The following is a 23,650-nucleotide window of genomic DNA, read 5'->3' as shown; positions in this document are numbered from 1 at the left end:
GTTATCTGTTACAAAAGCCCGCGCAAAACACGGCGGGCCTTTGTAGCGGATAACGGCGAAGCATGGTCTAAAGTTTAATGCTAAGCGACAACTCGTTCAATTGTTCCTGTGAAATGGTGGAGGGGGAGTCGATCATCACATCCTTGCCCGCGTTGTTTTTGGGGAACGCAATAAAGTCGCGGATTGAATCGGCGCCGCCAAAGATGGAGCACAAGCGGTCGAAACCAAAAGCAATACCACCGTGTGGCGGCGCACCGTACTCAAAAGCCTCCATCAGGAAGCCGAATTGCTTACGCGCTTCTTCTTCGCTAAAGCCCAGATGGCTGAACATCAGTTTTTGTGTAGCGGCGTCGTGTATCCGGATCGAGCCACCGCCCACTTCCGTACCGTTGATCACCATGTCGTATGCATTCGCACGTACCTTACCGGGATTAGTATCCAGCAACGCCATGTCTTCAGGTTTCGGCGACGTGAACGGGTGGTGCATGGCGTGGTAGCGTTTGGCCTCGTCGTTCCACTCCAGCAGCGGGAAATCAATTACCCACAGTGCGGAGAACGTATTCTTGTCGCGCAGGCCCAAACGCTCGCCCACCAACAGGCGAAGCTCGTTCAGCTGCTTGCGCGTAACGTCTGTTTCCCCGGCCATCAGCAGGATCAGGTCACCCGGCTGTGCGCCGACTTTATCCGCCCATACCTTCAGGTCGTCTGCGCTATAGAATTTATCCACAGAAGACTTCAGGCTGCCATCGCTTTTGTATTGTACGTATACCAGGCCCTTCGCCCCGATCTGCGGGCGCTTGACATATTCCGTAAGCTCGTCGATTTGTTTGCGGGTATACTCCGCGCAACCTTTCGCGCAGATTCCGACAACCAGCTCGGCGCTTTCAAATACCGGAAAGCTTTTGCCTTTTGTCAGCTCGGTGATCTCCACAAATTTCATGTCGAAGCGCGTATCCGGTTTGTCAGATCCATAGAGCTTCATGGCGTCGTCATAAAACATGCGCGGCACCGACGGCAGGTCAATGCCCTTCACGTTCTTGAATAAGTGACGCACCAGGCCTTCGAATGTATTGAGAATATCCTCTTGCGTGATGAACGACATTTCGCAGTCGATCTGCGTAAACTCCGGTTGACGGTCCGCGCGCAAGTCCTCGTCGCGGAAGCACTTAACAATTTGATAATACCGATCAAAGCCTGATACCATCAGCAACTGCTTAAACGTCTGCGGTGACTGCGGCAGCGCATAAAACTCGCCGCCGTGTACACGCGAAGGCACAACAAAGTCGCGTGCACCTTCGGGGGTAGATTTGATCAGCACCGGCGTCTCTACTTCGATGAAGCTCTGCGCGTCGAGGTAGGTGCGCGTCTGCTGGGCCATCTTGTGGCGCAGCTGCAGCTTCTCGCGAACGATGTTCCGGCGCAGGTCCAGGTAACGGTATTTCATGCGCAGCTCGTCGCCGCCATCCGTCTCGTCTTCAATGGTAAAGGGCGGCAATTTAGCAGCATTCAGCACGGTGATCTTGCTTGCTTTTATCTCGATATCGCCTGTGGGAATCTTGTCGTTTTTGGCAGGACGTTCCACGACAGTGCCTTCTACCAGTATCACATATTCACGGCCCAGGTCACGGCTGCTGGTCAGCAGGGCAGGGTCTGTCTTGCCTTCTTCAAAAATCAGCTGTGTAATGCCATAACGGTCGCGTAGATCGATCCAAAGCACACTGCCTTTGTCGCGCAGGCGCTGTACCCAGCCTGTAAGGGTTACTTGCTTGTTGACGTCAGTAATTCTCAATTCACCGCAAGTGTGGGTTCGTAACATGTGAGTTTTAATTAATTTAGCCGCGAATTTAACAATACTTTGTCTCTCACCGCGCTATGCTAAAAATTAAAAGTACACTCTTTAAGGGGTTGATGCTGTTGGTGTTGACTTGTCTGGCCGCCGACAAGCCCAAGCTCATGAAAATGAAGGTGAACGACCAGATCACCGTCTCGGTACCGCGTGACTGGCATCCTATGGATGCCATGGATTTCACGCAGCGGTATCCCTCTGTGCGCGCGCCACTGGCGGCCTATACCGACGCAGACCGCCAGGTCGACTTCAGCGTGAACATCTCGGCCACGCAATGGCCCGATACCAACCACGAGATTGCCAAACAATTTTTTAAGGCCAGCCTACGGAACATGTTCGACCAGGTCACCTTCCTGCAAGAAGGTGTGCGTGAGGTGAATAAAAAGAAGTTTATTTATTTCGAGATCGAGTCGCGTATGAATGGCAACCAACGCCAGGAAGGACAACGCGATGCCATCGGCAAGTATACCTACATACAGTATTACCTCGAGCCCGGACGCACGTTGGTATTTTCTTTTAATGCTCCCCGGCGCATGAAAGACGACTGGAGGGAAACCGCCGACGACATGATGAAGCGCATCAAAATAAAATAGCCTGTAGCCATGGATCTGTACTCAGACGAATACTTCATGCGCGAGGCGCTCAAAGAAGCCGCCAAAGCCTTTGCTATAGACGAGGTGCCCGTAGGCGCCGTGGTGGTTTGCAAGAACCGCATCATCGCCCGCGCCCACAATCAGACGGAAAAACTGACCGACGCCACCGCTCATGCTGAGATGCTGGCCGTCACGTCTGCTGCCAACTACCTGGGCTCGAAATACCTGTCGGAATGTACGTTATACGTCACCCTCGAACCGTGCGTGATGTGTGCGGGCGCGCTGCACTGGGTGCAGTTGCAAAAGCTCGTATTTGGCGCATCGGACGTGCAGCGGGGTTATAGCCTGGTGTCCAGTCCTTTGCTGCATCCCAAAACCGAGGTCGTGCGGGGGATACAGGCAGACGAAAGCAAAAAACTGATCGAGGATTTCTTCCGGCGTATACGAAATTAGCCGGTTATCTATACTTTTGGGGTCCCTGACAAAAACAACCGCGAAAAATCAATAAACAATGGAAATAAAAGGAACAGTTATCCAACTGCTGCAGATGCAAACCGGCATGGGGAAAAAAGGCCCCTGGAAGAAACAGGAATTTATCATCGAGACCCAGGCACAATACCCCAAGAAAGTATGCCTTTCGGCATGGGGTGACAAGGTAGATCAATATAAGCTCGTAGTCGGCGACGTGGTAAATGTATCGGTAGACCTCGAGAGCCGCGAATATAACGGTCGTTGGTACACCGAGGCACGCGCGTGGAAATTGGATAAGGTTGGCGCGGGCAGCAGCCAAGGCGCCCGTGGTAACGACTTCCCCCCTCCGGGCGATGAGCCGTTTGCGAGCGACAGCCAGGCATCGGACGACCTGCCGTTTTAACCCAAGCGCAAAATAAATTTTATAAAATCATCACGGCCTTGAAATTTTCTTCGGTCGTGCCGGGTTGTATATTTGACATCCCCAGCGGATCCATTGTTTTGGATGCCACGGGGACTAGATTATGTTCAACCCCATAAAATAACAACAACTATGGCTTTTACATTGCCTGCGCTGCCGTATGCAGCTACTGCACTTGAACCACACATCGATGCCAAAACAATGGAGATTCACCATGGTAAGCATCATAACGCGTATGTTACAAATCTGAACACAGCGATTGCCGGCACGGACGCCGAGAAGCTGAGCCTGGAGGAGATCAATAAAAACATTTCCAAGTATCCTGCTGCTGTTCGTAATAACGGCGGTGGCCACTTTAACCACAGCCTGTTCTGGACAATCCTCGGCCCCAACGCCGGCGGTGCTCCAACCGGTGCGTTGGCTGAAGCGATCAATGCTGCCTTCGGTAGCTTTGATGAGTTCAAAACCAAATTTGCCGCAGCGGCCACAGGTCGCTTTGGTTCAGGCTGGGCCTGGTTGATCGTGGATGGTAGTAAGAAACTGCAGATCACATCAACACCCAACCAGGACAACCCCCTGATGGATGTTGCCGAAGTAAAAGGCACACCCGTTCTCGGCCTTGACGTTTGGGAACACGCCTATTACCTTCACTACCAAAACCGTCGCCCCGACTATATCGCGGCGTTCTGGAACGTAGTAAACTGGGCGGAAGTAACAAAACGCTTTGACACAGCCAGGTAATAACGGCTGTTTTCACAGTATAAATGGGCCTCTGCCAAACCGGCAGGGGCCTTTTTATTGCTATAGCAATGAATGTTGCAACGTACGTATACAGGAAAAGGTGCCTGCCGCTTGTCGACAAACTTCGTATCCCATCGAATAGAATAACGCATGTAATATTGCTGGCAGGATAAGCAGATTTTTAAAACCCCCGGGATGGCCAACAGGCCAATTTTCACTCCTTTCAGGTTTTTAGCAAGGGCACGACCGTTACCGAACAGCAGCATGGCTTTTGAAAAGATTACTGTTTTGCAGACTATACTTCGCTTTTATACAGGCTCTGCGACAGTCTGACATAGCTATACATAGGAGCGAGGCGCCGATTTGTACAACTATTCGCACAATTTAGTTCATGCCCGTATACTTGCTTAAAATTAAACCATGTTTATGAATAAACCTTTTCTCAAATTTAGTGCATTCGTCCTGGCAGGTGCCATGTTAGTAGCTTGCGGTAGCGACGATGACGCTTCTAAGAGTAATGAAGAAGAAACTGGCGCGGAATTCCCCACCGAGTACGCTGACCTGAGTGTTGAAGAAAATAAATCAAATCTCGAGGATAACGGTATCGAGTTTGCCAATAGCGTAGAAGCCCTGAAGAACTCTTCGGGTATCGAGACAAGCATTGCTTTCTCTAATTTTGCAAGCGACGGCGATCTGGCAATAGGTCGTAAATCTTCCCTTCCTATCTTCGATCTGGTAAATAACCTGAGAGACTTCGGTCGTTCAAACAAGCCTTTGGACAAAACACTGGCTGGCATGCGTACAAGTGAAGACATTGAGTCGATCCAGACTGAATTCAACAACGTTGCCGGTACCTATACTTACAACAGCCAGGAACAGGTTTGGGATTCTGTACCAGGCGGTGGTTCAGGTAAGATTGTGTTCAAATTCCCTTCGAAAGAAAACGGCACGACTAACAACGCTGAATATACCATCTATGATTACAAAGGCGTTAATGTAAGCAACAGCGCTGTGAGTGAAGACTATGCTGGCGAATATCCTGCCGGTCTGAAAATCGACCTGACCATCGACGGTCAGAAAAAACTCGAGTATACATTTACCGCTGGCTACAACAGCAAAGGCGAGCCTACTTCCCTGACTATCTCGGTTAAAGTAGACGCTTTCGTATTAGCGTACGAAGTAAGCAACGATGGCACAAAAGCATCGGTAAAATACTCACTGAAAGAAAACGACAAGAACCTCTATGTTCTGGGTGCTGATGCCGAAGGTAACTTCGATACAGACAACATCGAGAACTCAAGCGGTGGCGACGACGTGATCAACAAAGGAACTATCTACTTCCAGGTATTGAACATCAAGTTCTCCGGTGAGATCGACGTAGAAGCCTTGATGACTGATATCGCAGCGATTCCTGATGAAGGCGGTGACGCAGAAGAAGCTACTGCCTGGAACGAAAATAGCACGATGGTAGTCTTCTACGCAGACTCGAAGACGAAGATTGCTGAAGGCGAAGTTGTAGCGGTTACCAAAACACGCACGGTTACCGACTGGTGGAGCGAAGAGTGTGGCTGGAATGAGAATGACCAGTGGGAATGCCCGACGTATGACGAAGAATTCACAGCCAAAGAGGTGCAACTGGTGTTCGCTGACGAATCCAGAATGTCCATGGATATGTTCGTGAAAACAGGTTTTGACGAGCTGACTGAAAAACTGAAAGACCTCGCTGGAGAATAATATTTTTTCTAACACCTGAGTTGATTTTTGTACAGGAAGGCTGCCCCGAAAGGCAGCCTTTTCTGTTTATACTTTATCGTATGGGCACGCGGTAATAGGTTGACCCGTAGCCACCCCAGACGCCCAGCACATTGTCTCCGTCAATGTTTGAAAGGATATCATTACCCGACGACGCAAACGGATTTCCTACGACATATAGCTCACGTTCCAGTGTTCGCCAAAAATCAAAATGACCACGGTCAATCGAACAGGCTTTTATCAGCACTGTTTCGCCTCGCGAAAAGTAAAGGTCGTCCACGACGTTGGTAAAGTCGTCCGGACCCCGCAGAATGGAGAACGTAAAACGCTTGCCGTTAAAGTATTGATCGCCGACGGCTGACTGATACATCGGAATGTACCGGTCGTCAATATTTTGTCGTTGGGTAAATACGCGGTAATAATTGACCACATCGGGCGGGTCAGACAACCGTCCGTAAAGATAGCCCAGTGAGTCCTTGCCGGGCACCAATTCAAACCAGATTGAGTCGAGCCGGGGTGGTGTTGGGATCGTGGTCGTGGCAATATACCGCTTGCCTTTCAGGTCGATGGTCAACGTATAGGTTTTGCCGACTTCTCCGCGTAATGTATTGGCTTCATAGACATAGGGTGGGAAAAATCCCTCGTTAGGCTTTAATGTCAAAACCTCCTGGCGTTCACCATCGCTTACCGTCACCTTGGCCGTGGTCTCCATCAGCTTGCGGATGGAGGCAGAGTCGATGTTGTCAAAGTACGACGCGCTGTGGCTCAATACCACGCGGGGTTGTTGGCCATTTTCGATCGAGCCATCCACGACAAGCTTGGGAGTATATTGCAATTCGTCCAGATCAGTCTCCGGCGTACACCCGTTCAGCAGGCCGAGCGCGGGCAGTACCAAAAGCAAAAGAATACGGTAGTGCTTCATAGACTAAAACTTTAAACGGTATGTAACGGCCGGGATGATCGGGAACAGCGACACCTGCTTGATGCTGGTGCTCAGCTCATAGTCGTCCAGGTTGCCGGTCGTCTCAAAATAAATATAGTAGGGGTTTCTCCGGTTATAAACATTATACACCGAGAATATCCAGCTCGACTCGAATTTATCGGACTTGTGCACGGTATACGTGGCCGCCAGGTCCATGCGGTGGTACGGGGGCATCCGGAAAGCGTTACGCTCGCCATACTCGTTCACCACGTTCTCCTGGACAATATACCGCGCCACCGGCAAGTTCAGCGCGTTGCCCGTGCCGTAAACAAAGACACAGGAAACTGTCCAGCGTGGGCTCACGACATAGTTGGCGAGTACTGACAGGTCGTGCAGCCGATCGTACTTGGCCGTAAAAGACTTGCCTTCGTTCAGGGCGTCAAACTTGCGCGTCGTGTGCGATAGCGTATACGAGATCTGTCCGTGCAGCTTGCCTCCGTTCTTTTTTATAGAGAGCTCGCTGCCGTATGATAGCCCTTTGCCAAACACAAAGTTGTCGTCGAAATTATACCCCTTGCTATAGCCGATGATTACCCCCTCGCGGTACTCCAACTGCTGGCGCATGGTTTTGTAATACAGCACTACCGAAGTCTCGAACATGTTGTCGCGAAAGTTTCGGAAATATCCTGCCGAAACCTGGTCTGCTGACTGTGGCCGAATGGTGGAGGAGCTGGGCACCCAGATGTCGAGCGGCAGCGATACCGACGACAAGGGAGCCTGGTGTAAGTACTGGTACGTCTTGTCGTACGAGAGCTTAACAGACGACGATGAAGAGAGGCTATACCGCAGGGCCAGGCGGGGTTCCAGGTTGCCGTACTGCTTGATTGTTTTGCCACGGCCGTAGTGGAGGGTGTCGAGTACTTGCATATTCTCATCTTCCACATACCGGTCAAAGGGTCCCAACTGCCGGTACCCCGACAGTCGCAGGCCGGCATTCACTTCAAGCTTATCGGAAAACCTGATCTTGTCGTTGATAAACAACGCGGCCTCTTCCCCCTGCAGCTTAATACGCGGGCTGATGCTCAGCTCCACGTCTTCGCTGTACGCGTAGATATTGTTCGGGCGCAGCATATGGTGTGTATACGTCAGCCCCCACGCCAGTGTATGTTTTTCCTGCTGCTGGTTGACCTGATACGTAAACCCCCAATCGCGTATATCCGACTTGATGTTAAACGCATAGGTGGTGATGGCAGCGCCGAAGGACATGTCGTAAAGCGACGTGTTGACCATCAGCTCTGAATATAGATTGTCGTTGTAGGTATGCAACCACGAGAGCGAGGCCGTCGTGTTGCGCCAGTCGATCGTATTCTTGAACGTACTGCTGGTATTATACCGGAAGTCATCCTGCCCGGTATACGAGCGTAGGCGCAGGTGGTCCCTGGGGCCGAGTGAATAGTCGAAGTTTACATTGAGGTCGTAGAAGTAATAATTGATGTCTTGCTTCAACGCACCCAACCGGCGCAGGCCGCTGGCAAAGAAGTCGACATAGGTACGCCGTGCCGCCACCATAAACGATGCCTTCTTCTTTTTCCCGAGGGGACCCTCCAACAGCAGACCGGTGGCGATGAGCCCGATGCTTCCTTCTCCCTTGACCTTGTCCGTACTGCCCTGGCGTGTCGTGATATTGGTAATAGACGACAGGCGCCCGCCGTAGTAGGAGGGGATGCCGCCCTTATAGAGATCGATGCTCTCGATCGTGCCGCCGTTGAAGATCGAGAAGAAACCGAACAGGTGGCTTGGATTATAGACCGTCGTGTGGTCGAGCTGCATCAGGTTCTGGTCTACGGCACCCCCGCGTACATAGAAACCCGTGCTCCCTTCGCCGGACGTTTGTATACCGGGCATCAGTTGAATGATGCGAATGGGGTCAAGCTCGCCGAGTAAATAGGGTAGGTTTGCAAGGTCTTTCTTTTGCAGTGTGACAAGACCTGTTTCCGTTTGCGTCACCTGTTCGTCGCCGGGCCGGGCCGATACCGTTACCGCCTCCATCGTCGTTGCGGCGGCTCTCAGGCGCATGGTATAAGTATGCAAGTGGGTAACGTTCAGTTGCACCGAGTCGCGGTCGTAGCCGACAAAAGAGAACGCAACGTAGTAAGTACCGGCAGGGACGTCAAGCTCGTATTGCCCGCGTTCTCCCGCGGTGGTAGCCTTGCCCAACTGGTATATCCGCACCGAGGCGCCGGGCAGGGGGCTGCCCGCCTCGTCATAGACAAATCCGCTCAGGCGGGCAGACGTAGTCTGCGCGCGTACGGCCGGCGTGGCGAGTAAAAAGAGCAGCAAAAGAAACGTTCGGTTCAAGATTGTATAAGATGCTAATAGTGACATTAAAGTTAACGGTTTCCCCGCAATGGGTACTAACTCCGCCGACGTATGATGTACTGAATGCCGGCGCGAATCGCGAAGTCGCCCTGAAAATAGAAGTCTCCCATGGCTTCGAACTTCACCCGGTCGTTAATGGGCTTGGCCCACCCGGCGCCCAGCGACAGGTCGTTCTCGCCAATGAGCCCCCGAAACCGTACAAACGCTTCCTCCACCGGAAACCAACGGCCCCCTACAGCAAAGCTCACCCCCTGGTTCGTCCAGATCTCAAACCCCGCCGAGCCTGTAAACTGCTGCGTCACAAAGTAATTACACTCCAGGCTCACCTGGGTCTTCTCCAAAAACTTGTTGTTGTCGGTTTTGATCAGGTCAACGGCGCCACCTGCCATAAAGTCGCGGGCAATCTGGGCGGAAGATGAAAAAGTGAAGAACGAGAAGGTAAAGACTAAGGCTGCAAATCGAAGGCTCATGATACAAAAAAAGTGTCCAAAGATACAGAAAAGTCCGTGGTCTATAGCGCATGATTCCCTGCTGTGTAACGCCCGGCAGGGGTGGCTGGCGAGTCTTTTTGTAATGGCTCCAGGTAATTCTGTATGTTTGCCCAACCAATGCAGGAGGCAGTAAAACATGAGCCAAAATCCTGTCCGCGATGCCGGACAACGTTTGAGTGTAAAGTGGGATCGATCCTGCTTTGCCAATGCAGTGCCGTAAACGTAAATGACGAAGAGCTGGCCTACTTCCGTCAGGAGTATACGGATTGTCTGTGTGCCGCATGCATGGAAGAGTTAAAAAAAGAGTATCATGCAGGGCAGTTTAGAAGAAAGCTCAGGAAAATAGTGGGCATGTTTTATAAGGCTGACAACTAAGCCACAACAGTCACGGTACAAGGTGATGAAGCGAAAAAAGAAACAGCTACCCAAGATGTTTCCCCTGCTTTGCTGGGATATTGCAGCGCAGGGCATGCAAAAGCTTTATACAAACCAGGAGATCCGCATGCTGACAACGCTGGCTACCAGGTTTGACTGGACGATCGACATCCCTCATCTTATAAAAAAACCGTACGAGGCCATTGTCGTGACCGATCTGCAACAGCGCATCCATTGGGCCAGTCCGGGCTTCTTATCCATGACCGGCTACACGCCCACCTTCGCCAAAAACAAACGTCCCTCCTTCTTACAAGGGCGCAACACCAGTACCGCAACCCGCGCTGCCATCCGGCAGGCCGTAGCCGAACGGAAACCCATACGCGCCGCTCTGATGAACTACCGCAAAGACGGTACCGAGTACCTCTGCGAAGTAGACATCCTGCCCGTCAGCACATCTAAAAACATCGTTACACATTTCATCGCGTTCGAACGCGAAGTACCGCTGCCGGTCGAATAAAGGGAAATGTTATTTCGCTTCCAACCGGTCCTGCAGATACCGCAGGTGATATACCGTCATGGCGTCCTTGGTGCGTGTCAAAGCTTTTTTGATACGAATCAAGACCTCGCTCTTTTTGTTGCGGATCACCACGTCGGCATCGTATATATCTCGTGAGTTCTTACTGAGCTCGACCAGCTTGTCGACGTAGTAGCGCTGCAAGGCACGCCGGTACGGACTGATCGTAGAGAAGGTTGCCAGTTCCGTCCACATCGTGCGGTCCAGGTCGTCCATGAACTCATTCAGCGTATACGCCCGCGTAGGGTAGAGTGCCTCTGATTCCGCAAGCTTGGTCAGTGTATTCTGACTCAGCAGCGTGTTGAGTACCATTTCCTGGTTGGTGGTGATGATCTGTGTTGGGCTTTGTCCCGTACGCGCCAGAATAGCCGTGTCAAGCAACCACGTTGGGGGCGTAAACACGTGCCGTCCGAGAAAAGCCATGGCGTCGCGCTGCACAGCGGCGGGTACAATACGATAGATGGGACCAATCTGCTCCGCCGACTTGATCGTTTCGTACGTGCCGCCGACATAACGCAGCACGTGGCTGATATAGTATGTAAACTGCCCCGTTAGGCCGCCGTATAGCTGCGACAGATTCTTATACCCTTCGTTCGGCTGATAGGTCCACGCCACCAGCCGGGGCACGATCCGCTTGAGATTCTTAATGCCAAGGTCGCCGGCTTGCATAGCATTGTCCCCAAGATCTTCGGTCTGCACCCGCGGGTCGTCCGTAGAAAATTCCGACGCAAACCACATCTGGGGCTGCTTCATCTGTTCAATGATCCGGCCGTTGAGAAAAGGAATTTCCCGTTCGGATGTAGAGATGTCGGGAAAGAGTCGATAGCCATATTCAATCGCCCAGTGGTCATACTCGCCAATGCGGGCAATGAGGCCCGCTTCCGTCACGCTGTCTTCGGGCTGCGCTACATAGTTAAAACGCGAATAGTCCATGATGGAGGGGGTATGGCCATTTACTTCCAACCACTTCCGGTCGCGCAGCCTGGCCACCGGTACGGTAGAGCTGGCGCCGAAGTTGTGGGTAAGTCCCAACGAGTGGCCCACTTCGTGCGAGGCAACCGAGCGAATCAGTTGCCCCATCAGCGCATCGTCAAAGTTCATCTTCTGCGCGCGCTTGTCGGTCGTGCCGCATTGTATCATATACCAGTCGTGCAGAATAGACATCAGGTTGTGATACCAGTTGATGTGGCTTTCCAGGATCTCACCACTGCGCGGGTCGGTAATGATCGGTCCTGCCGCGTTGGCAAACGATGAAGGTTTATAGACAATGGCCGAATGCCGTGCGTCCTGGAGACTCCAATTTGGATTAGCTTCTGCACTCGGTGCCTCTTTCGCCTGGATCGCATTCTTAAATCCCGCCCGCTCAAAAGCGGCCTGCCAGTCTTCCACACCCTGGATCAGGTAAGGCACCCACTTCTTCGGCGTGGCCGGGTCGATGTAGTATATAATCGGCTTTTGTGGTTCCACGAGCTCGCCGCGTTCGTATCGCTCTACATCCTCGGGCTTGGGTTCTAAACGCCAACGCTTAATGTAGTTCACCACCTTGACACCTTGTGGGTTGGCGTCGTAATCGGTATAACGCTCTGTAAAATAACCAACGCGTTTATCCGCAAAGCGCTTGCGCATGGGCTTCTTCGGCAGCAGTACGATGGAAGTATTGAGCTCGAGCGTAAAGGTGGCATCGCCGGAAGATTGACTATACGTCTTGATCGTACGGATCTCGACGTTCATCGGGAAAGCATTTACCGACTTGATATAGGACATATTCGAAAGCACGTCGCCGATCTTCATCGTCCGTCGGGAAGCAGCGTTAAAAAAGAAAATATCGTTGCTGCCGTTCAGGTACTCGGTGACATCGATCAGGCTGCCCTTGCCACCGGGTGCATACGCACCGATACCAAACGCCGCTGTCAGCGGTTGCAGATTTGAGCGGACCACAGCAGTGTACATCGACGTGCTGCTATCGCCGGCGTTGTCTTCATAGGTAATGCGGCGCAGAAATAACTTATGATTAGGACCTTTCTCGAAACGTATAATAAGCGAGTTGATCTGGTCGCCCGCATAGCCGATATATTCCGGGCGAATGCCCGCAGCACCTTGCGCAATACGGCTTACGATCAGCAAGTCCCGACCCAGCAGACTATCGGGTATTTCAAAATAATATTTGTCCTCTAGCTTATGCACGCTGAAAAGCCCTTTGCGGGTAATGGTACCTGGCTTGACAATGCTGTAATAACTTGAGCTACGCGGTGCCATCGACTGCGAGTTACCCGCCGGTACTGACGCAGACGTAAGCTGCTCCAGCGAGTCGCGCTTGGATGTATCCTGTAGAACCCTGGGTGACGGCAGCGACGTGGGCGTCAATGTGGGAGGAGGCGTTTGGGTGGTATCCTGTGCGTAGGTCTGCGGACACAGATCAAGACAGCAGACGGCGACCACTAGCAATACAATACTTCTCATGCGCTGTTTTTTCTGATGGTGATAATTACTTAACTGAAAAATGATTCCAGTTATTTTCTAAATAAGATAACCGTTTTCTCGCGGAGGAGTTCCGTCAATTGGTCCGCTTTTCATACATCTGAACGAAAACAGCCAACACTCGTCGAGACGGTGGATGCAATCGAACGACACATTATACTGTGGAACATGATAGGTGTGGAAGATAGCGGTCAGTTAGGGGAAAAATGCCGGCTCATCCGGCGGGTGGGGAAAGCGGTATGGCTGGCGGGTAGTGGCATGCTTTTGTTACACTTACCAGCAGTAATAACAACAATATCTCTTCTACTCAAAAAAAGATGCTATGAAAACTTTCATGATTACATTCGTTGCTGTGGCGGCCCTGGGCCTGGCTTCGGCACAAGCACAGGTGACAGATACCACACGTGTTAAACAAACAGATCCAACCTACAATCCACCCACGCAGCCTGGCAATCAGTACAACCAGCGTGATTACATGCAGATTCGCGCAAACGAAGCACCGTCTTCACTCCGCTCGACGCTGAAAGGTAACGATTATAGCGGCTGGGAAAACGGCATGCTGTATCGCAACCGTACAGACAACGGCTACATGCTGCGCATGGGCGAAGGTGCTGACACCCGTAGCTTCTATTTCGATAAGAGCGGCACAAAAATAGACCCGCCTGCAGGCTCACAGATGCAGAGCCCGACCCCCGAGTCTCAACGCACAACGCCATCGACGCAACCTCAACAACAACCCAGCGCGAACCCCAATACCAGCCCGCAACCCAACGCGAAACCGCAGCCTAAAAAATAACGGGTACACACAAGAGCACACCGCAAAGCACCCATGTTGCCCTATAGCAGCATGGGTGCTTTCATTATCTGCCTACTGTCCTTTCCACTGATTATTCTTCCGATTCACATCCGGCATCTTCACCGCCGGATCCAACGTTACGCTTGTCAACTTGCTTGTGGATTTGTGGACGAACTTCCATATACTTCCATGCTGCCAAATTTCCACGGGCAGTTTCACCTGACTGGTCTTACCATTGCTCTCCACGATCTCTGCTGTCACCGGCATTGGCATCTTCTGTTGGTTTGCGATAGTAATGATCGCCCCTTTTGCCGGGTCGTTGTCCACATACTCCACGCGGGTCACTGCCTGGTCGATCTTCCAGTCATACATATACCATCCACGCCAGAACCAATCCAGTGTTTCGCCGGTGTAGTTCTCAATGCAGTGGAAGAAGTCCCAGGGGGTAGGATGTTTGAATGCCCACTGGTGCGTATAATAACGCATCGCGCTATCAAAACGCTCCGAGCCCAATACCTGCGTGCGCAACAGCGTCAGACCGAGACCCGGCTTGAGGTACGCCACGCCGCCCAGGTTGCGACCCGCTACCACGTCCGGTATATTCAGGATCGTTTCCATGCTGTCGTGAAACACATAGTTGGTCTGGAACTGCATCGGGAAAACATTCCGTCTGTACTCACCGTTGTTAAACTGCTCGTCCGCCAGCGTATTGATATAGGTGTTGAAGCCTTCATCCATCCATGCAAACTTGCGCTCGTTGCTGCCGACAATCATCGGGAACCAGTTATGGCCAAACTCGTGCGAGGTCACGCCCCAGAGCTGTCCTTTTACAGCGCGGGCCCCGCAGAACACGATGCCCGGATACTCCATACCGCCCACAACTCCGGCTACGTTCACGGCAACCGGGTAGGTATACGGGTAAAGATACTTCGAGTAAAATTCGATGGAATGCTTCACATATTCCGTTGAGCGGTTCCAGGCAGTGTCTTGTGCACTCTCTACAGGGTATACCGACATGGCCAGCGCCTTCTTGCCTTGCGGCAGGTTGATGCGGGCAGCATCCCATACAAAAGACTTCGAAGCTGCCCATGCTACGTCGCGGGTGGTGGAGCACTTAAACTTCCAGGTCAGGCGGGTCTTGCCACTGGGGCGTGTAGCCGGGTCCGTTACTTCGGCGGCGGTGCGCAACGCGACGGTCTTGTCGCTGCCCTGGGCTTGTGCCCAACGTTTCAGCTGTTCGGCGGTCAAAACTTCCTTGGGGTTCAGCAGCTCACCCGAGCCTACCACAATGTGACCCACCGGTGCGTCGATGTTATAGGTAATGTCGCCATACTCCAGGTAGAACTCGCCCTGGCCCAGGTAGGGCAGCGTGTTCCAACCATTTACGTTGTCGTAAACACACATACGCGGATACCACTGTGCGATCTCATAGATCCAGCCGTTCTGTGTCTGCAGGCGGCCCATGCGGTCGGTGCCATATTCCGGAATGGAGAACGAGAAGTTGATCTTAAAGACCTGTTTGCCGCCCTGCGCCTTGATGGGCCTGGCCAGCTTGATCTGCATGCGTGTATCCTCTACGGTATAATTGGCTTCCGTCTCTTTGCCATCCTGCTCTACTTTCACAGCCTGCAGCGTATAGCCACCGTCAAAGTTGCGGTTAGCCCAACGGCCGCCGCTTATCGCGGTAGTCGCTACACCCCGCGACTTGGGGTTGTAGATGTTTTGGTCCAGTTGCAGCCACACAAACGACAGCGCCTGCGGGCTGTTGTTGGTATACGTAATCGTTACACTGCCCGTAATGCTGTGAATGGCATCGTTCAGCGTGGCGTCTATTTTATAATCGGCGCGGTTCTGCCAGTATTCGGGGCCGGGCGTGCCGTCGGCCGCACGCACTTTATCACCATAGCTGGGGTAGAAAAAAGGCGCAAAGGCCTGGTGCTGATCGTACGGCGAAGATTGCTGGGCAAATGCCGCCAACGTCGCTGCCAGCAGGCAGCAGAAGAACAATGGGATTTTGATGAGATTCATGTCGTTGCTCGAAAAGAGTTTGGTTAATGTTGCTGCATAATACTGCAAATACACCGTTTACACCAGTCTTTTTATCTGCTGGCACGTGCTCACCTGTTTGCTGGCGCAGCTCTTTAACCCCTGGCATGAGTCTGGTCTCCAAATTGGAATAACAAGCCTGTTCGCGGAAACAGATGTCATAACAACGTTAGCAGAAAAGGAATTGCAGCGCCTTTTAATTTCGCCGGCAAGTCTTTTACAAAATTTTTCTACGGTTTAAAGAGTAAGATTGATAATTTTATCGTTTGGATGACCCCACCCTCCTAAAGACAAACGCGAACAGCACGGTGAAAGAGTATTCTGAAGAGGATCTGATCAGGCATTTACGCGAAGGGCACGAGCAGGCTTTTAAGGTCATATTCGATACCTATTATAGACCGCTGACCCTGTTTGCCATGAAGTATACCGGCGGCGACGTCGAAGAGGCGAAAGAGATCGTGCAAGAGTTCTTTGTGCGTTTTTGGTCCAAACGTCACGACGTCACCATCCGCTTCTCCCTCAAGACATACTTATACGCGGGCGTGCGCAACGCGTGTCTCAATGTGCTCGCATCGTCCAAAGTAGCACAACGCAAACTGCGTGATTATACCGTGTCCGAAGTATCCAACGACAACGCCCTCGAGCTGATGCTCGTGGCCGAACAAGAGCACTTGCTCATGCAGGCCATCGACCGCCTGCCCGACAAATGCCGGCAGATCTTTTACTTCAGCCGCATGGAGAAACTTTCCAACCAGGCCATCGCCGATCGCCTGCAACTATCCGTCAAAACCGTCGAAGCCCAGATCTCGATCGCACTAAAACGTTTACGGGAGATATTGATATCGCTTTTCCTGATGCTCGTTTCGTGGGGTTAAAAAAGAAATAGGAAAATTTTCTGGAGGTCTTTAGGGGGTGCTGCAAAATTTCCTGTCTTGGGGACAGTTTATCGTATTCCTAAGCCTAAGAACTTCTATGCAGCAACTCTACTCTGGCCCGCATACCTGTCGTCCGTGGTATAACAACATTTCCCGCCTCGCATGGCTCCTGCTCATGATGGCAGGCTCCGCGGTACATGCGCAGCAAACTTTCTTCGAGGACTTTAATAATCGCGACTATGCTTACTCCTTGCCTCCCGGTTGGGCCGTCTGGCAAAATGGGGGCGGTATTGGCGACCCGTCGCCTTCCTGGTTTGTAGACCGGCCGGGCCTGGGCATCAATCAATATGTACTCTCGCCGCAAGAGGCTACCAAAGAAGGCATGGTCGACGAAGATTGGCTGATGTCGCCGCAGATCACACCCGTCGCCGGCGATTACCTGATGTTTAATGCGCGCCGCTCTTACTTTGAGACGGGTGATATGTTTTATGTACGGATCTCGCGTACCGACGCACGTGCGCCGGAGTCTTTTACAGAAATTTTAAAGGCCTATACAGAGGCTGAAATGCCGCCATCCGCCGGCGACGAATACAAACTACGCATCGACTTATCAGCGTATGAAGGCGTGCCAATACACTTTGCCTTTGTGCATTCGGCGAATGTTGGGCCCGAAGGCACGTCCGGCATTTGGCTGATTGACGACGTAGAGGTGCGCCCCATGCAGCGTGTATACATTAAAGATGCTATTCTGCGTCAGGCCACGACGCCACCGCAGCCACCCGTCGTACAAGGCCGTGAAGTAATTATCGGTGGCGCGGCAGAGCTGGTTATGGCCGGCGACTATGATGAAGCCCACCTTACGGAGATGACTTTTTCGCTCGACGGCACAACCGATCTTTCGTTTATTAAAGAGATCATTTTCTACCAAACACCCTACGAGCTTGTAACCAATGACGATTTCATAAACGAATTGGTGCCACGCTTTGGCTCGATCGAAAATCCCGGGCAAACCTTTACCATTACGGGCGACATGAATATCCCCCTGGGAGGCGACCCGTATATGTATATCCGATTCAAGGTGGACGAAACGCGCCAGCTGACATATCCGTATCCTGAGTTCGACATTAGCGTCCTCCGCTACGTCGTGAATGGTGTGGAATACACACCCTCGGTGTCGTCGTATTTTGGAACCGTTGATATTGTGCCGCCGGTCGTCCCCAACGATAACTTCGCTGATGCCGCAGAGCTCTCGCAGGTGTCGGCCCGCTATGGCACCTCTACGATGATGGCCTCGTATGAACCCCAATATGACTCCGTGGTATATTGTCATAACTTCGGCCACAGACGGATCCACTCGGTATGGTATTATTTTGTGCCGTCCCAGGATGGTATCATCACCGTCGATCTCACCAACTCGCGGTTTAATACAATCGCCGCCATTGTCGATGAAAATATGAAACAACTGGCGTGTAGTGACGACATCGACGACGGCCAGACACGTTCCATCATCGCCGACTTTCCCGTCACGGCCGGCCGCAAAATCTATATCCGCGTAAGCGATCTGGGCAGCGGCGAAGACAATGACAACCAATATGATGGCACCGGCGTCGTGATTATGGACTTTACGTATGGTCGCCCCGTCGGCACGGAAGAAGAAAAAGCCTTGCTGCAACTGTCGGAACCATTCCCCAATCCAACGTCCAATACAGTATCATTTGACCTGGCGACCGGTCGACCAGGAACGGTGCAAGTATACCTGCGCGACCTGCTGGGTCACACGGTGCAGGCGCAGGAATATACCGTCGGGGCCGGCAAACGCCGCGTGTCGCTGGACGTTTCGCAGGCACGGGCTGGTATGTATATACTGCAAGCCGATGGCTACGGTACGAGCGCTACGCGCAAGCTGATCATAACACATTGATCCCCTTAGAGAAAACAGAGCAACCATTCTTATAAGTTATGCAAGAGCACGATGAACACGAGCGCAAGTGGCACCTGGCGGCCAAAGTCCTCAGCGGCAGCAGCCTCGATCCGGAAGAACAGCTGGCCTGGGAAGCGTTACAGGCCGACAGCCAGTTCCAGTTGGAGTATGCCCAGGTAAAAAAATACTGGCAGCAGCTCGAAGGGCTGCCGTATGGCCAGATCGACACCGGCCAGGACTGGCAGACCGTCTGGAACCGTATTCAACATCAGGTACCTGCCGACAGTAAATCCAGGCGCCTGGTGGCACCGTGGTTTCGGTATGCCGCCATCATTGCCATATGTGTAGGCGTCGCATTCTTCACCGGCTGGAAGTTGAGCAGCCCGGCATCGGGCACAGGCGCTGCCGTTGCGTTAACGGTCATTGAAGCGCCACCCGGCTCGAAGACGCGCATCACCCTGCCCGACAGCTCGACGGTATGGCTCAATGCCAAAAGCCGCCTATCGTTTGATGAAAGTTTTGGTATAGACAATCGCAACCTGGCTCTCGAAGGAGAAGCCTTCTTCGACGTTGTGAAAAGCACCATGCCCTTTCGCGTACGCACGCCGCTCTACGATGTAGCCGTGCTCGGTACGGCCTTTAACGTCAGGGCCTATGCCGATGATGATCGTGTCATTACCACGCTGGTGCATGGTTCTGTTCGCATCGAACGCAAGAGTGACACCGGCGCTACCGAAGTGATTATGCTCAAGCCTAACGAAAAAGTAACGGCATTCCGCACGACAAACAGCGGGCCGGCCTTCTCCGGCAACTACCGCTATACCGTGGATCGGGGAGTCGATGCTGAAATGGAAACAGCCTGGAAAGATGGCTGGTTGTCCGTACAAGGCGAGTCGCTGCTCGAACTGGCCCGCAAGCTGGAGCGCCTGTATGATATCAAAATAAACTTTGAGGGGAAGACGCTGGAGAACTACCGGTACACCGGTCGCCTACGGCAACTAAGCCTCGAGCAGGTGCTGAAAGCCCTGTCGCTTACATCGCCGGTGGCCTTCACCATCGATGAGAAAAAAGTGACGTTGCGCGAAGACAAGTCATCGACCTCGAAGTATCGGTCGCTGCAAAATCCGTAAAACCATTTTATCATAACGAACCTAAAACACCAACTATGAACCATCTGTACAGCCACCACACATAGTCCCAGAGCTCAAAAAAAGGGACCAAAAGATGCTGTCACATCTTCTGATCCTGAAGGGCTGGAAAACAGTCTGCCTCGTCCTTTCGGGCGAAGGCCTACCTTCTTTTTGTTAACCAAAACCCATCTTAATTCTATGAAAAATTTAAGATACGGCCAAGCCTGTGCCTGGTCGGTATTGAATAAAATAACGGTGGTTATGAAAATCTGGCTTTTACTCATGATTCCGATAGGGGTTGCCGTGGCAAGCAACGCCCATTCGCAAAACCTTAGCCTGGAGCTAAACAATGTAACCCTGCGCGAAGCTTTCCGGGCCATTGAAAAGGAAAGTGAGTATTCGTTCTTTTTCAATGACGCCTTTACGGATTTAAACAAACGCGTGTCGGTCACGGCGAAGAACGAACCGCTGGCAAGCGTGCTGTCACGCCTGCTTGCGCCCACCAGTCTGACCTATAAAATGCTGGATGAAAAGCTCATCGTCATCGCCCCGCGCAATGCCCCGCCCGTCATCGTACGCGGCCGTGTTACAGGGGCTGCCGACAGTCAACCATTGCCCGGTGTGAACGTCACCGTCAAAGGCTCGGGTAAAGGCACTATTACCAACGCCAACGGCGAGTATACCCTGGAAGTGGAAAGTGGCTCCATACTCGTCTTTACGTTTATCGGCTACTCACCGGTAGAGATATTGATTCAGTCGCAAACAACGGTAGACGTACCGATGAAAGAAGACATCGCTACGTTGAGCGAAGTCACCGTGGTATCCACCGGTTACCAGGAAGTTGACAAGCGTCTGTTTACCGGTTCCGTCGTCAGCCTCGATGCGAAAGACATCAAGACAGAAGGTACCGTCGACGTCAGCCGCATGCTGCAAGGCCGGGCTGCGGGTGTGTCCGTACAAAACGTATCCGGTACCTTTGGTGCCGCACCCAAGATCCGCATTCGTGGCGCAACGTCTATTACCGGCGACAACAAGCCACTCTGGGTAATCGACGGCGTGGTGTTGGAAGACGTCGTCAATGTATCGGCGGAGCAACTCACCACCGGCGACCCCAGCACCCTGATCGGGTCCTCCGTGGCCGGCTTGAATGCCGACGACATCGAGAAGATCACCATTCTGAAAGACGCTTCGGCCACGGCATTGTACGGTGCCCGCGCGAAAGACGGTGTGATCGTGATCTCCACCAAAAAAGGCCGTGTGGGTAAGCCGCTCGTTACCTATACCGGTAACTTCTCATCATACCTCAAGCCCAGCTACAACAGCTATAACATTCTCAATTCGGTAGACCAGATGTCGGTCTATACGGAAATGGAGCGCAAAGGTCTGCTCAACCACGCCGATGTCTCCAACCTGCGCGACGGGGGCATCTATACCAAGATGTACGACCTCATCAACGGTACCTACGACGGCGAGGATGGCTTCCAGCTGGACAATACCGACGCCGCCCGCCGGGCCTACCTGAATCGCTACGCACTGGCCAACACCGATTGGTTCGACGAGCTCTTTGATAACTCGTTCGTACAAGAACACTCCCTGGGAGTGTCGTCGGGCACGGAGTCGTCGCAACTATACTTCTCCACCAGCTACTACAACGACAACGGCTGGTCCATTGCCGACAACGTCAAGCGTTATACCGCCAATGCGCGCGGTAACTTCCGGGTGTCCGACAAGATCAGCTTTGGTATCATTGCCACCGGCTCCGTACGCGACCAACGCGCCCCCGGCACCGTTTCGCGACAAGCCAACGTAGTAGAAGGTGGGTATGATCGCGACTTCGATATCAACCCCTTCAGTTACGCTATCAACACCAGCCGGGCGCTCACCGCGTATAATGAAGACGGCAGCCGCGAATATTTTACCCGCAACTATGCGCCGTTCAACATTCTCAACGAAGTAGATAAAAACTACATCGACCTCGACCAGCTCGACTTCAAGCTGCAGGGAGAGCTCAATTACCAGATTCTGAAAGGTCTGAAGTATGACTTTGTCGGCTCGGCCCGTTCAGTAAACACCGTGACCGAGCACAAAGTAGAGGAGGGTTCCAATATGGCCGAGGCATACCGTGCCAATGGCACACAGCTCATCCGTCAGGGAAACAAGTTCTTATACTGGAACCCCGAGTATCCGAACGTCGACCCCGTGGTGGTACTGCCGCAAGGTGGTTTCTACAACCGCACAGACGATAAGATGATCAGCTACTACCTCAAGAATCAGCTCACCTGGAACCACACGTTTGGTATTCACAACGCCAACCTCGTGGTGGGGCAGGAGCTGCGGCAGGTCGACCGTCGGACATCGTTTAACAACGGCTTTGGTTACCAGTACAGCCGTGGCGGCGTGCCGTATACGGACTATCTTATCCTGAAGCAAATGCTGGAAGCCAACTTCAACTACTTCGGCATGGGCTATGGTTACGAACGCTACGCCAGCTTCTATGGCGGGGCCACCTATTCATACAACAGTAAATATGTATTAAACGCCACGGTCCGCATGGACGGCTCCAATCGCCTCGGCGAATCGTCCACGGCCCGCTGGCTGCCCACCTGGAACGTCAGCGCCGCGTGGAACGTCGACACGGAGAAGTTTATGCAGAATCTTCGTGCCATCGATTTCCTTACCGTCAAAGCTGGTTACGGCCTGACTGCCAACACGGGCAATGCCAACAATGCTACTGTTGTTTTCCGCAGCGGCACCACCCGCCGCCCGTACCTTACCGACACAGAGTCGCTTATCGGTATCGAAAGTCTCAAGAACTCCGACCTGACGTGGGAGAAACAGTACGAGCTAAACGTAGGTGTCAACGTGGGCTTCCTGAATACCTTCGTCCTGACGGCCGACGTATACAAGCGCAACCAGTTCGACCTGATCAGCATCATCAAAACATCGGGCATCGGGGGTGAGCCATACAAGGCCATCAACTATGCCGACATGAAGTCGCACGGTGTAGACCTGACGTTGGGTGCAACACTCTTGAACCGCGGCGATTGGGGCTGGAATGCCAACTATGTGTTCAGCTACAACAAGACGGAGATCACCTCGCTGAAGAACGAGCCTCGTATCTTCAACCTGGTCTTCCCCGACGGGGGGGCGATGAATGGATACCCGGTACGCGGGTTATTTTCCGTCGATTTCCAGGGGCTCGATCCGGAGTCGGGCATGCCGCGGTTCATCGATCACGAAGGCAACCTCAGTTCCGATGTGTTTCTACAGGACCCCAATGTGCAATACCTGAAGTACGAAGGCGCGATTGATCCTACCGTGACCGGCGGTGTGTCGAATACCTTCCGATATAAAGCCTTTACGCTAAACGTATTCCTGACGTACCAGGCTGGTAATAAGATACGCCTCAATCCAGTCTTCAAAACGGCGTACTCCGACCTTGATGCCATGCCGCGCGAGTTCCTCGACCGCTGGGTGTTGCCGGGTGACGAACGGTTTACCAACATACCGTCTATTCTCGACCGCACGTCGCTGGCCAACCTCACGGCGGGCTACCCATATAACAGCTACAACTACTCTACGGCCCGCGTAGCCGACGGGGGGTTCGTCCGCATGCGTACGGTGTCGTTGGCCTACAACCTTCCGGCCACGTTGTTGTCAACGACCGGCCTGAAGGCAGCGTCACTTACCGTCACCGGCACGAACCTGTTGCTGTTGTACGCAGACAAACGGCTTTATGGCCAGGACCCCGAGTTCTATAGCTCCGGCGGTGTGGCCATGCCCGTGCCAAAACAGATCACGGCCACGTTAAAACTGACCCTCTAACCTTTTACCATACG

Annotated in this window: 18 protein-coding genes; 12 read left to right on the top strand and 6 right to left on the bottom strand. The window is 52.6% G+C overall.

Annotated features, from left to right (window positions below; genetic code table 11):
• Positions 1–67: 67 nt before the first annotated feature.
• Positions 68–1,816 carry an aspartate--tRNA ligase gene (gene aspS, locus KK062_RS11820; protein ID WP_254084506.1) on the bottom strand — a complete coding sequence of 583 codons (1,749 nt, stop codon included), beginning with the start codon at positions 1,814–1,816 and terminating at the stop codon, positions 68–70.
• A gap of 56 nt (positions 1,817–1,872) precedes the next feature.
• Here aspS and KK062_RS11815 point away from each other — a divergent pair, with 56 nt between their 5' ends.
• From KK062_RS11815 to KK062_RS11795, 5 genes are all read left to right on the top strand, one after another.
• Positions 1,873–2,439 (top strand): hypothetical protein, encoded by a 567-nt coding sequence (locus KK062_RS11815; protein ID WP_254084505.1) that lies wholly within the window; start codon positions 1,873–1,875, stop codon positions 2,437–2,439.
• 9 nt (positions 2,440–2,448) lie between these two features.
• Positions 2,449–2,892 carry a nucleoside deaminase gene (locus KK062_RS11810; RefSeq protein ID WP_254084504.1) on the top strand — a complete coding sequence of 148 codons (444 nt, stop codon included), beginning with the start codon at positions 2,449–2,451 and terminating at the stop codon, positions 2,890–2,892.
• Between the two features lie 58 nt (positions 2,893–2,950).
• Positions 2,951–3,313, top strand: coding sequence for a DUF3127 domain-containing protein (locus tag KK062_RS11805; RefSeq protein ID WP_254084503.1), 363 nt, complete (start codon positions 2,951–2,953; stop codon positions 3,311–3,313).
• 150 nt (positions 3,314–3,463) lie between these two features.
• Positions 3,464–4,072 carry a superoxide dismutase gene (locus KK062_RS11800; RefSeq protein ID WP_254084502.1) on the top strand — a complete coding sequence of 203 codons (609 nt, stop codon included), beginning with the start codon at positions 3,464–3,466 and terminating at the stop codon, positions 4,070–4,072.
• Between the two features lie 426 nt (positions 4,073–4,498).
• Positions 4,499–5,806 (top strand): hypothetical protein, encoded by a 1,308-nt coding sequence (locus KK062_RS11795; RefSeq protein WP_254084501.1) that lies wholly within the window; start codon positions 4,499–4,501, stop codon positions 5,804–5,806.
• A gap of 73 nt (positions 5,807–5,879) precedes the next feature.
• Here the strand turns inward: KK062_RS11795 and KK062_RS11790 are convergent, their stop codons facing one another.
• Genes KK062_RS11790 through KK062_RS11780 form a run of 3 tightly spaced genes read right to left on the bottom strand, consistent with a single transcriptional unit; the run spans position 5,880 to position 9,595 of the window.
• Positions 5,880–6,746, bottom strand: a complete 867-nt coding sequence (locus KK062_RS11790) for a DUF4249 domain-containing protein (RefSeq protein WP_254084500.1) — start codon at positions 6,744–6,746, stop codon at positions 5,880–5,882.
• Positions 6,747–6,749: 3 nt separating this feature from the next.
• Positions 6,750–9,104 carry a TonB-dependent receptor gene (locus KK062_RS11785; protein ID WP_254084499.1) on the bottom strand — a complete coding sequence of 785 codons (2,355 nt, stop codon included), beginning with the start codon at positions 9,102–9,104 and terminating at the stop codon, positions 6,750–6,752.
• A 56-nt stretch (positions 9,105–9,160) separates the two neighbouring features.
• On the bottom strand, positions 9,161–9,595 hold the full coding sequence (locus KK062_RS11780) for a hypothetical protein (protein ID WP_254084498.1): 435 nt from the start codon (positions 9,593–9,595) through the stop codon (positions 9,161–9,163).
• Positions 9,596–9,718: 123 nt separating this feature from the next.
• Here KK062_RS11780 and KK062_RS11775 point away from each other — a divergent pair, with 123 nt between their 5' ends.
• On the top strand, positions 9,719–9,991 hold the full coding sequence (locus KK062_RS11775) for a cysteine-rich CWC family protein (protein ID WP_317195770.1): 273 nt from the start codon (positions 9,719–9,721) through the stop codon (positions 9,989–9,991).
• Between the two features lie 25 nt (positions 9,992–10,016).
• A complete protein-coding gene (locus tag KK062_RS11770) occupies positions 10,017–10,508 on the top strand; it encodes a PAS domain-containing protein (protein WP_254084497.1) in 492 nt (163 codons plus the stop codon).
• Between the two features lie 9 nt (positions 10,509–10,517).
• Here the strand turns inward: KK062_RS11770 and KK062_RS11765 are convergent, their stop codons facing one another.
• Entirely contained in the window at positions 10,518–13,025 is a 2,508-nt protein-coding gene (locus tag KK062_RS11765; RefSeq protein ID WP_254084496.1) for a zinc-dependent metalloprotease, read from the bottom strand.
• 340 nt (positions 13,026–13,365) lie between these two features.
• On the opposite strand from KK062_RS11765, the gene KK062_RS11760 reads away from it, so the two are divergent.
• A complete protein-coding gene (locus KK062_RS11760) occupies positions 13,366–13,839 on the top strand; it encodes a hypothetical protein (RefSeq protein WP_254084495.1) in 474 nt (157 codons plus the stop codon).
• A gap of 72 nt (positions 13,840–13,911) precedes the next feature.
• On the opposite strand, the gene KK062_RS11755 is transcribed toward KK062_RS11760, so the two are convergent.
• The gene (locus tag KK062_RS11755) at positions 13,912–15,867 is read right to left on the bottom strand and encodes a M1 family metallopeptidase (RefSeq protein ID WP_254084494.1); all 1,956 of its coding nucleotides are present in this window, start codon (positions 15,865–15,867) and stop codon (positions 13,912–13,914) included.
• 326 nt (positions 15,868–16,193) lie between these two features.
• On the opposite strand from KK062_RS11755, the gene KK062_RS11750 reads away from it, so the two are divergent.
• From KK062_RS11750 to KK062_RS11735, 4 genes are all read left to right on the top strand, one after another.
• Positions 16,194–16,760, top strand: coding sequence for an RNA polymerase sigma-70 factor (locus KK062_RS11750; RefSeq protein WP_254084493.1), 567 nt, complete (start codon positions 16,194–16,196; stop codon positions 16,758–16,760).
• A gap of 97 nt (positions 16,761–16,857) precedes the next feature.
• Positions 16,858–18,681 carry a T9SS-dependent choice-of-anchor J family protein gene (locus tag KK062_RS11745; protein WP_254084492.1) on the top strand — a complete coding sequence of 608 codons (1,824 nt, stop codon included), beginning with the start codon at positions 16,858–16,860 and terminating at the stop codon, positions 18,679–18,681.
• Between the two features lie 38 nt (positions 18,682–18,719).
• Positions 18,720–19,811: a FecR family protein gene (locus KK062_RS11740; protein ID WP_254084491.1), complete on the top strand. Its 1,092-nt coding sequence runs from the start codon at positions 18,720–18,722 to the stop codon at positions 19,809–19,811.
• Between the two features lie 261 nt (positions 19,812–20,072).
• The gene (locus tag KK062_RS11735) at positions 20,073–23,636 is read left to right on the top strand and encodes a SusC/RagA family TonB-linked outer membrane protein (protein WP_254084490.1); all 3,564 of its coding nucleotides are present in this window, start codon (positions 20,073–20,075) and stop codon (positions 23,634–23,636) included.
• Positions 23,637–23,650: the final 14 nt, after the last annotated feature.

It is taken from the genome of Dawidia cretensis, from assembly GCF_018598175.1.
Taxonomy (GTDB): domain Bacteria; phylum Bacteroidota; class Bacteroidia; order Cytophagales; family Cyclobacteriaceae; genus Ohtaekwangia; species Ohtaekwangia cretensis.
Note: the sequence above shows the minus strand (reverse complement) of the source record. Positions and strands in the feature narration are given on the sequence as shown.

What these genes read in the sequence shown, in the direction of transcription:
- aspS (WP_254084506.1), bottom strand. Translation starts at nt 1,816, where the DNA reads ATGTTACGAACCCACACTTGCGGTGAATTGAGAATTACTGACGTCAAC.
- KK062_RS11815 (WP_254084505.1), top strand. Translation starts at nt 1,873, where the DNA reads ATGCTAAAAATTAAAAGTACACTCTTTAAGGGGTTGATGCTGTTGGTG.
- KK062_RS11810 (WP_254084504.1), top strand. Translation starts at nt 2,449, where the DNA reads ATGGATCTGTACTCAGACGAATACTTCATGCGCGAGGCGCTCAAAGAA.
- KK062_RS11805 (WP_254084503.1), top strand. Translation starts at nt 2,951, where the DNA reads ATGGAAATAAAAGGAACAGTTATCCAACTGCTGCAGATGCAAACCGGC.
- KK062_RS11800 (WP_254084502.1), top strand. Translation starts at nt 3,464, where the DNA reads ATGGCTTTTACATTGCCTGCGCTGCCGTATGCAGCTACTGCACTTGAA.
- KK062_RS11795 (WP_254084501.1), top strand. Translation starts at nt 4,499, where the DNA reads ATGAATAAACCTTTTCTCAAATTTAGTGCATTCGTCCTGGCAGGTGCC.
- KK062_RS11790 (WP_254084500.1), bottom strand. Translation starts at nt 6,746, where the DNA reads ATGAAGCACTACCGTATTCTTTTGCTTTTGGTACTGCCCGCGCTCGGC.
- KK062_RS11780 (WP_254084498.1), bottom strand. Translation starts at nt 9,595, where the DNA reads ATGAGCCTTCGATTTGCAGCCTTAGTCTTTACCTTCTCGTTCTTCACT.
- KK062_RS11775 (WP_317195770.1), top strand. Translation starts at nt 9,719, where the DNA reads ATGTTTGCCCAACCAATGCAGGAGGCAGTAAAACATGAGCCAAAATCC.
- KK062_RS11770 (WP_254084497.1), top strand. Translation starts at nt 10,017, where the DNA reads ATGAAGCGAAAAAAGAAACAGCTACCCAAGATGTTTCCCCTGCTTTGC.
- KK062_RS11765 (WP_254084496.1), bottom strand. Translation starts at nt 13,025, where the DNA reads ATGAGAAGTATTGTATTGCTAGTGGTCGCCGTCTGCTGTCTTGATCTG.
- KK062_RS11760 (WP_254084495.1), top strand. Translation starts at nt 13,366, where the DNA reads ATGAAAACTTTCATGATTACATTCGTTGCTGTGGCGGCCCTGGGCCTG.
- KK062_RS11755 (WP_254084494.1), bottom strand. Translation starts at nt 15,867, where the DNA reads ATGAATCTCATCAAAATCCCATTGTTCTTCTGCTGCCTGCTGGCAGCG.
- KK062_RS11745 (WP_254084492.1), top strand. Translation starts at nt 16,858, where the DNA reads ATGCAGCAACTCTACTCTGGCCCGCATACCTGTCGTCCGTGGTATAAC.
- KK062_RS11740 (WP_254084491.1), top strand. Translation starts at nt 18,720, where the DNA reads ATGCAAGAGCACGATGAACACGAGCGCAAGTGGCACCTGGCGGCCAAA.
- KK062_RS11735 (WP_254084490.1), top strand. Translation starts at nt 20,073, where the DNA reads ATGAAAATCTGGCTTTTACTCATGATTCCGATAGGGGTTGCCGTGGCA.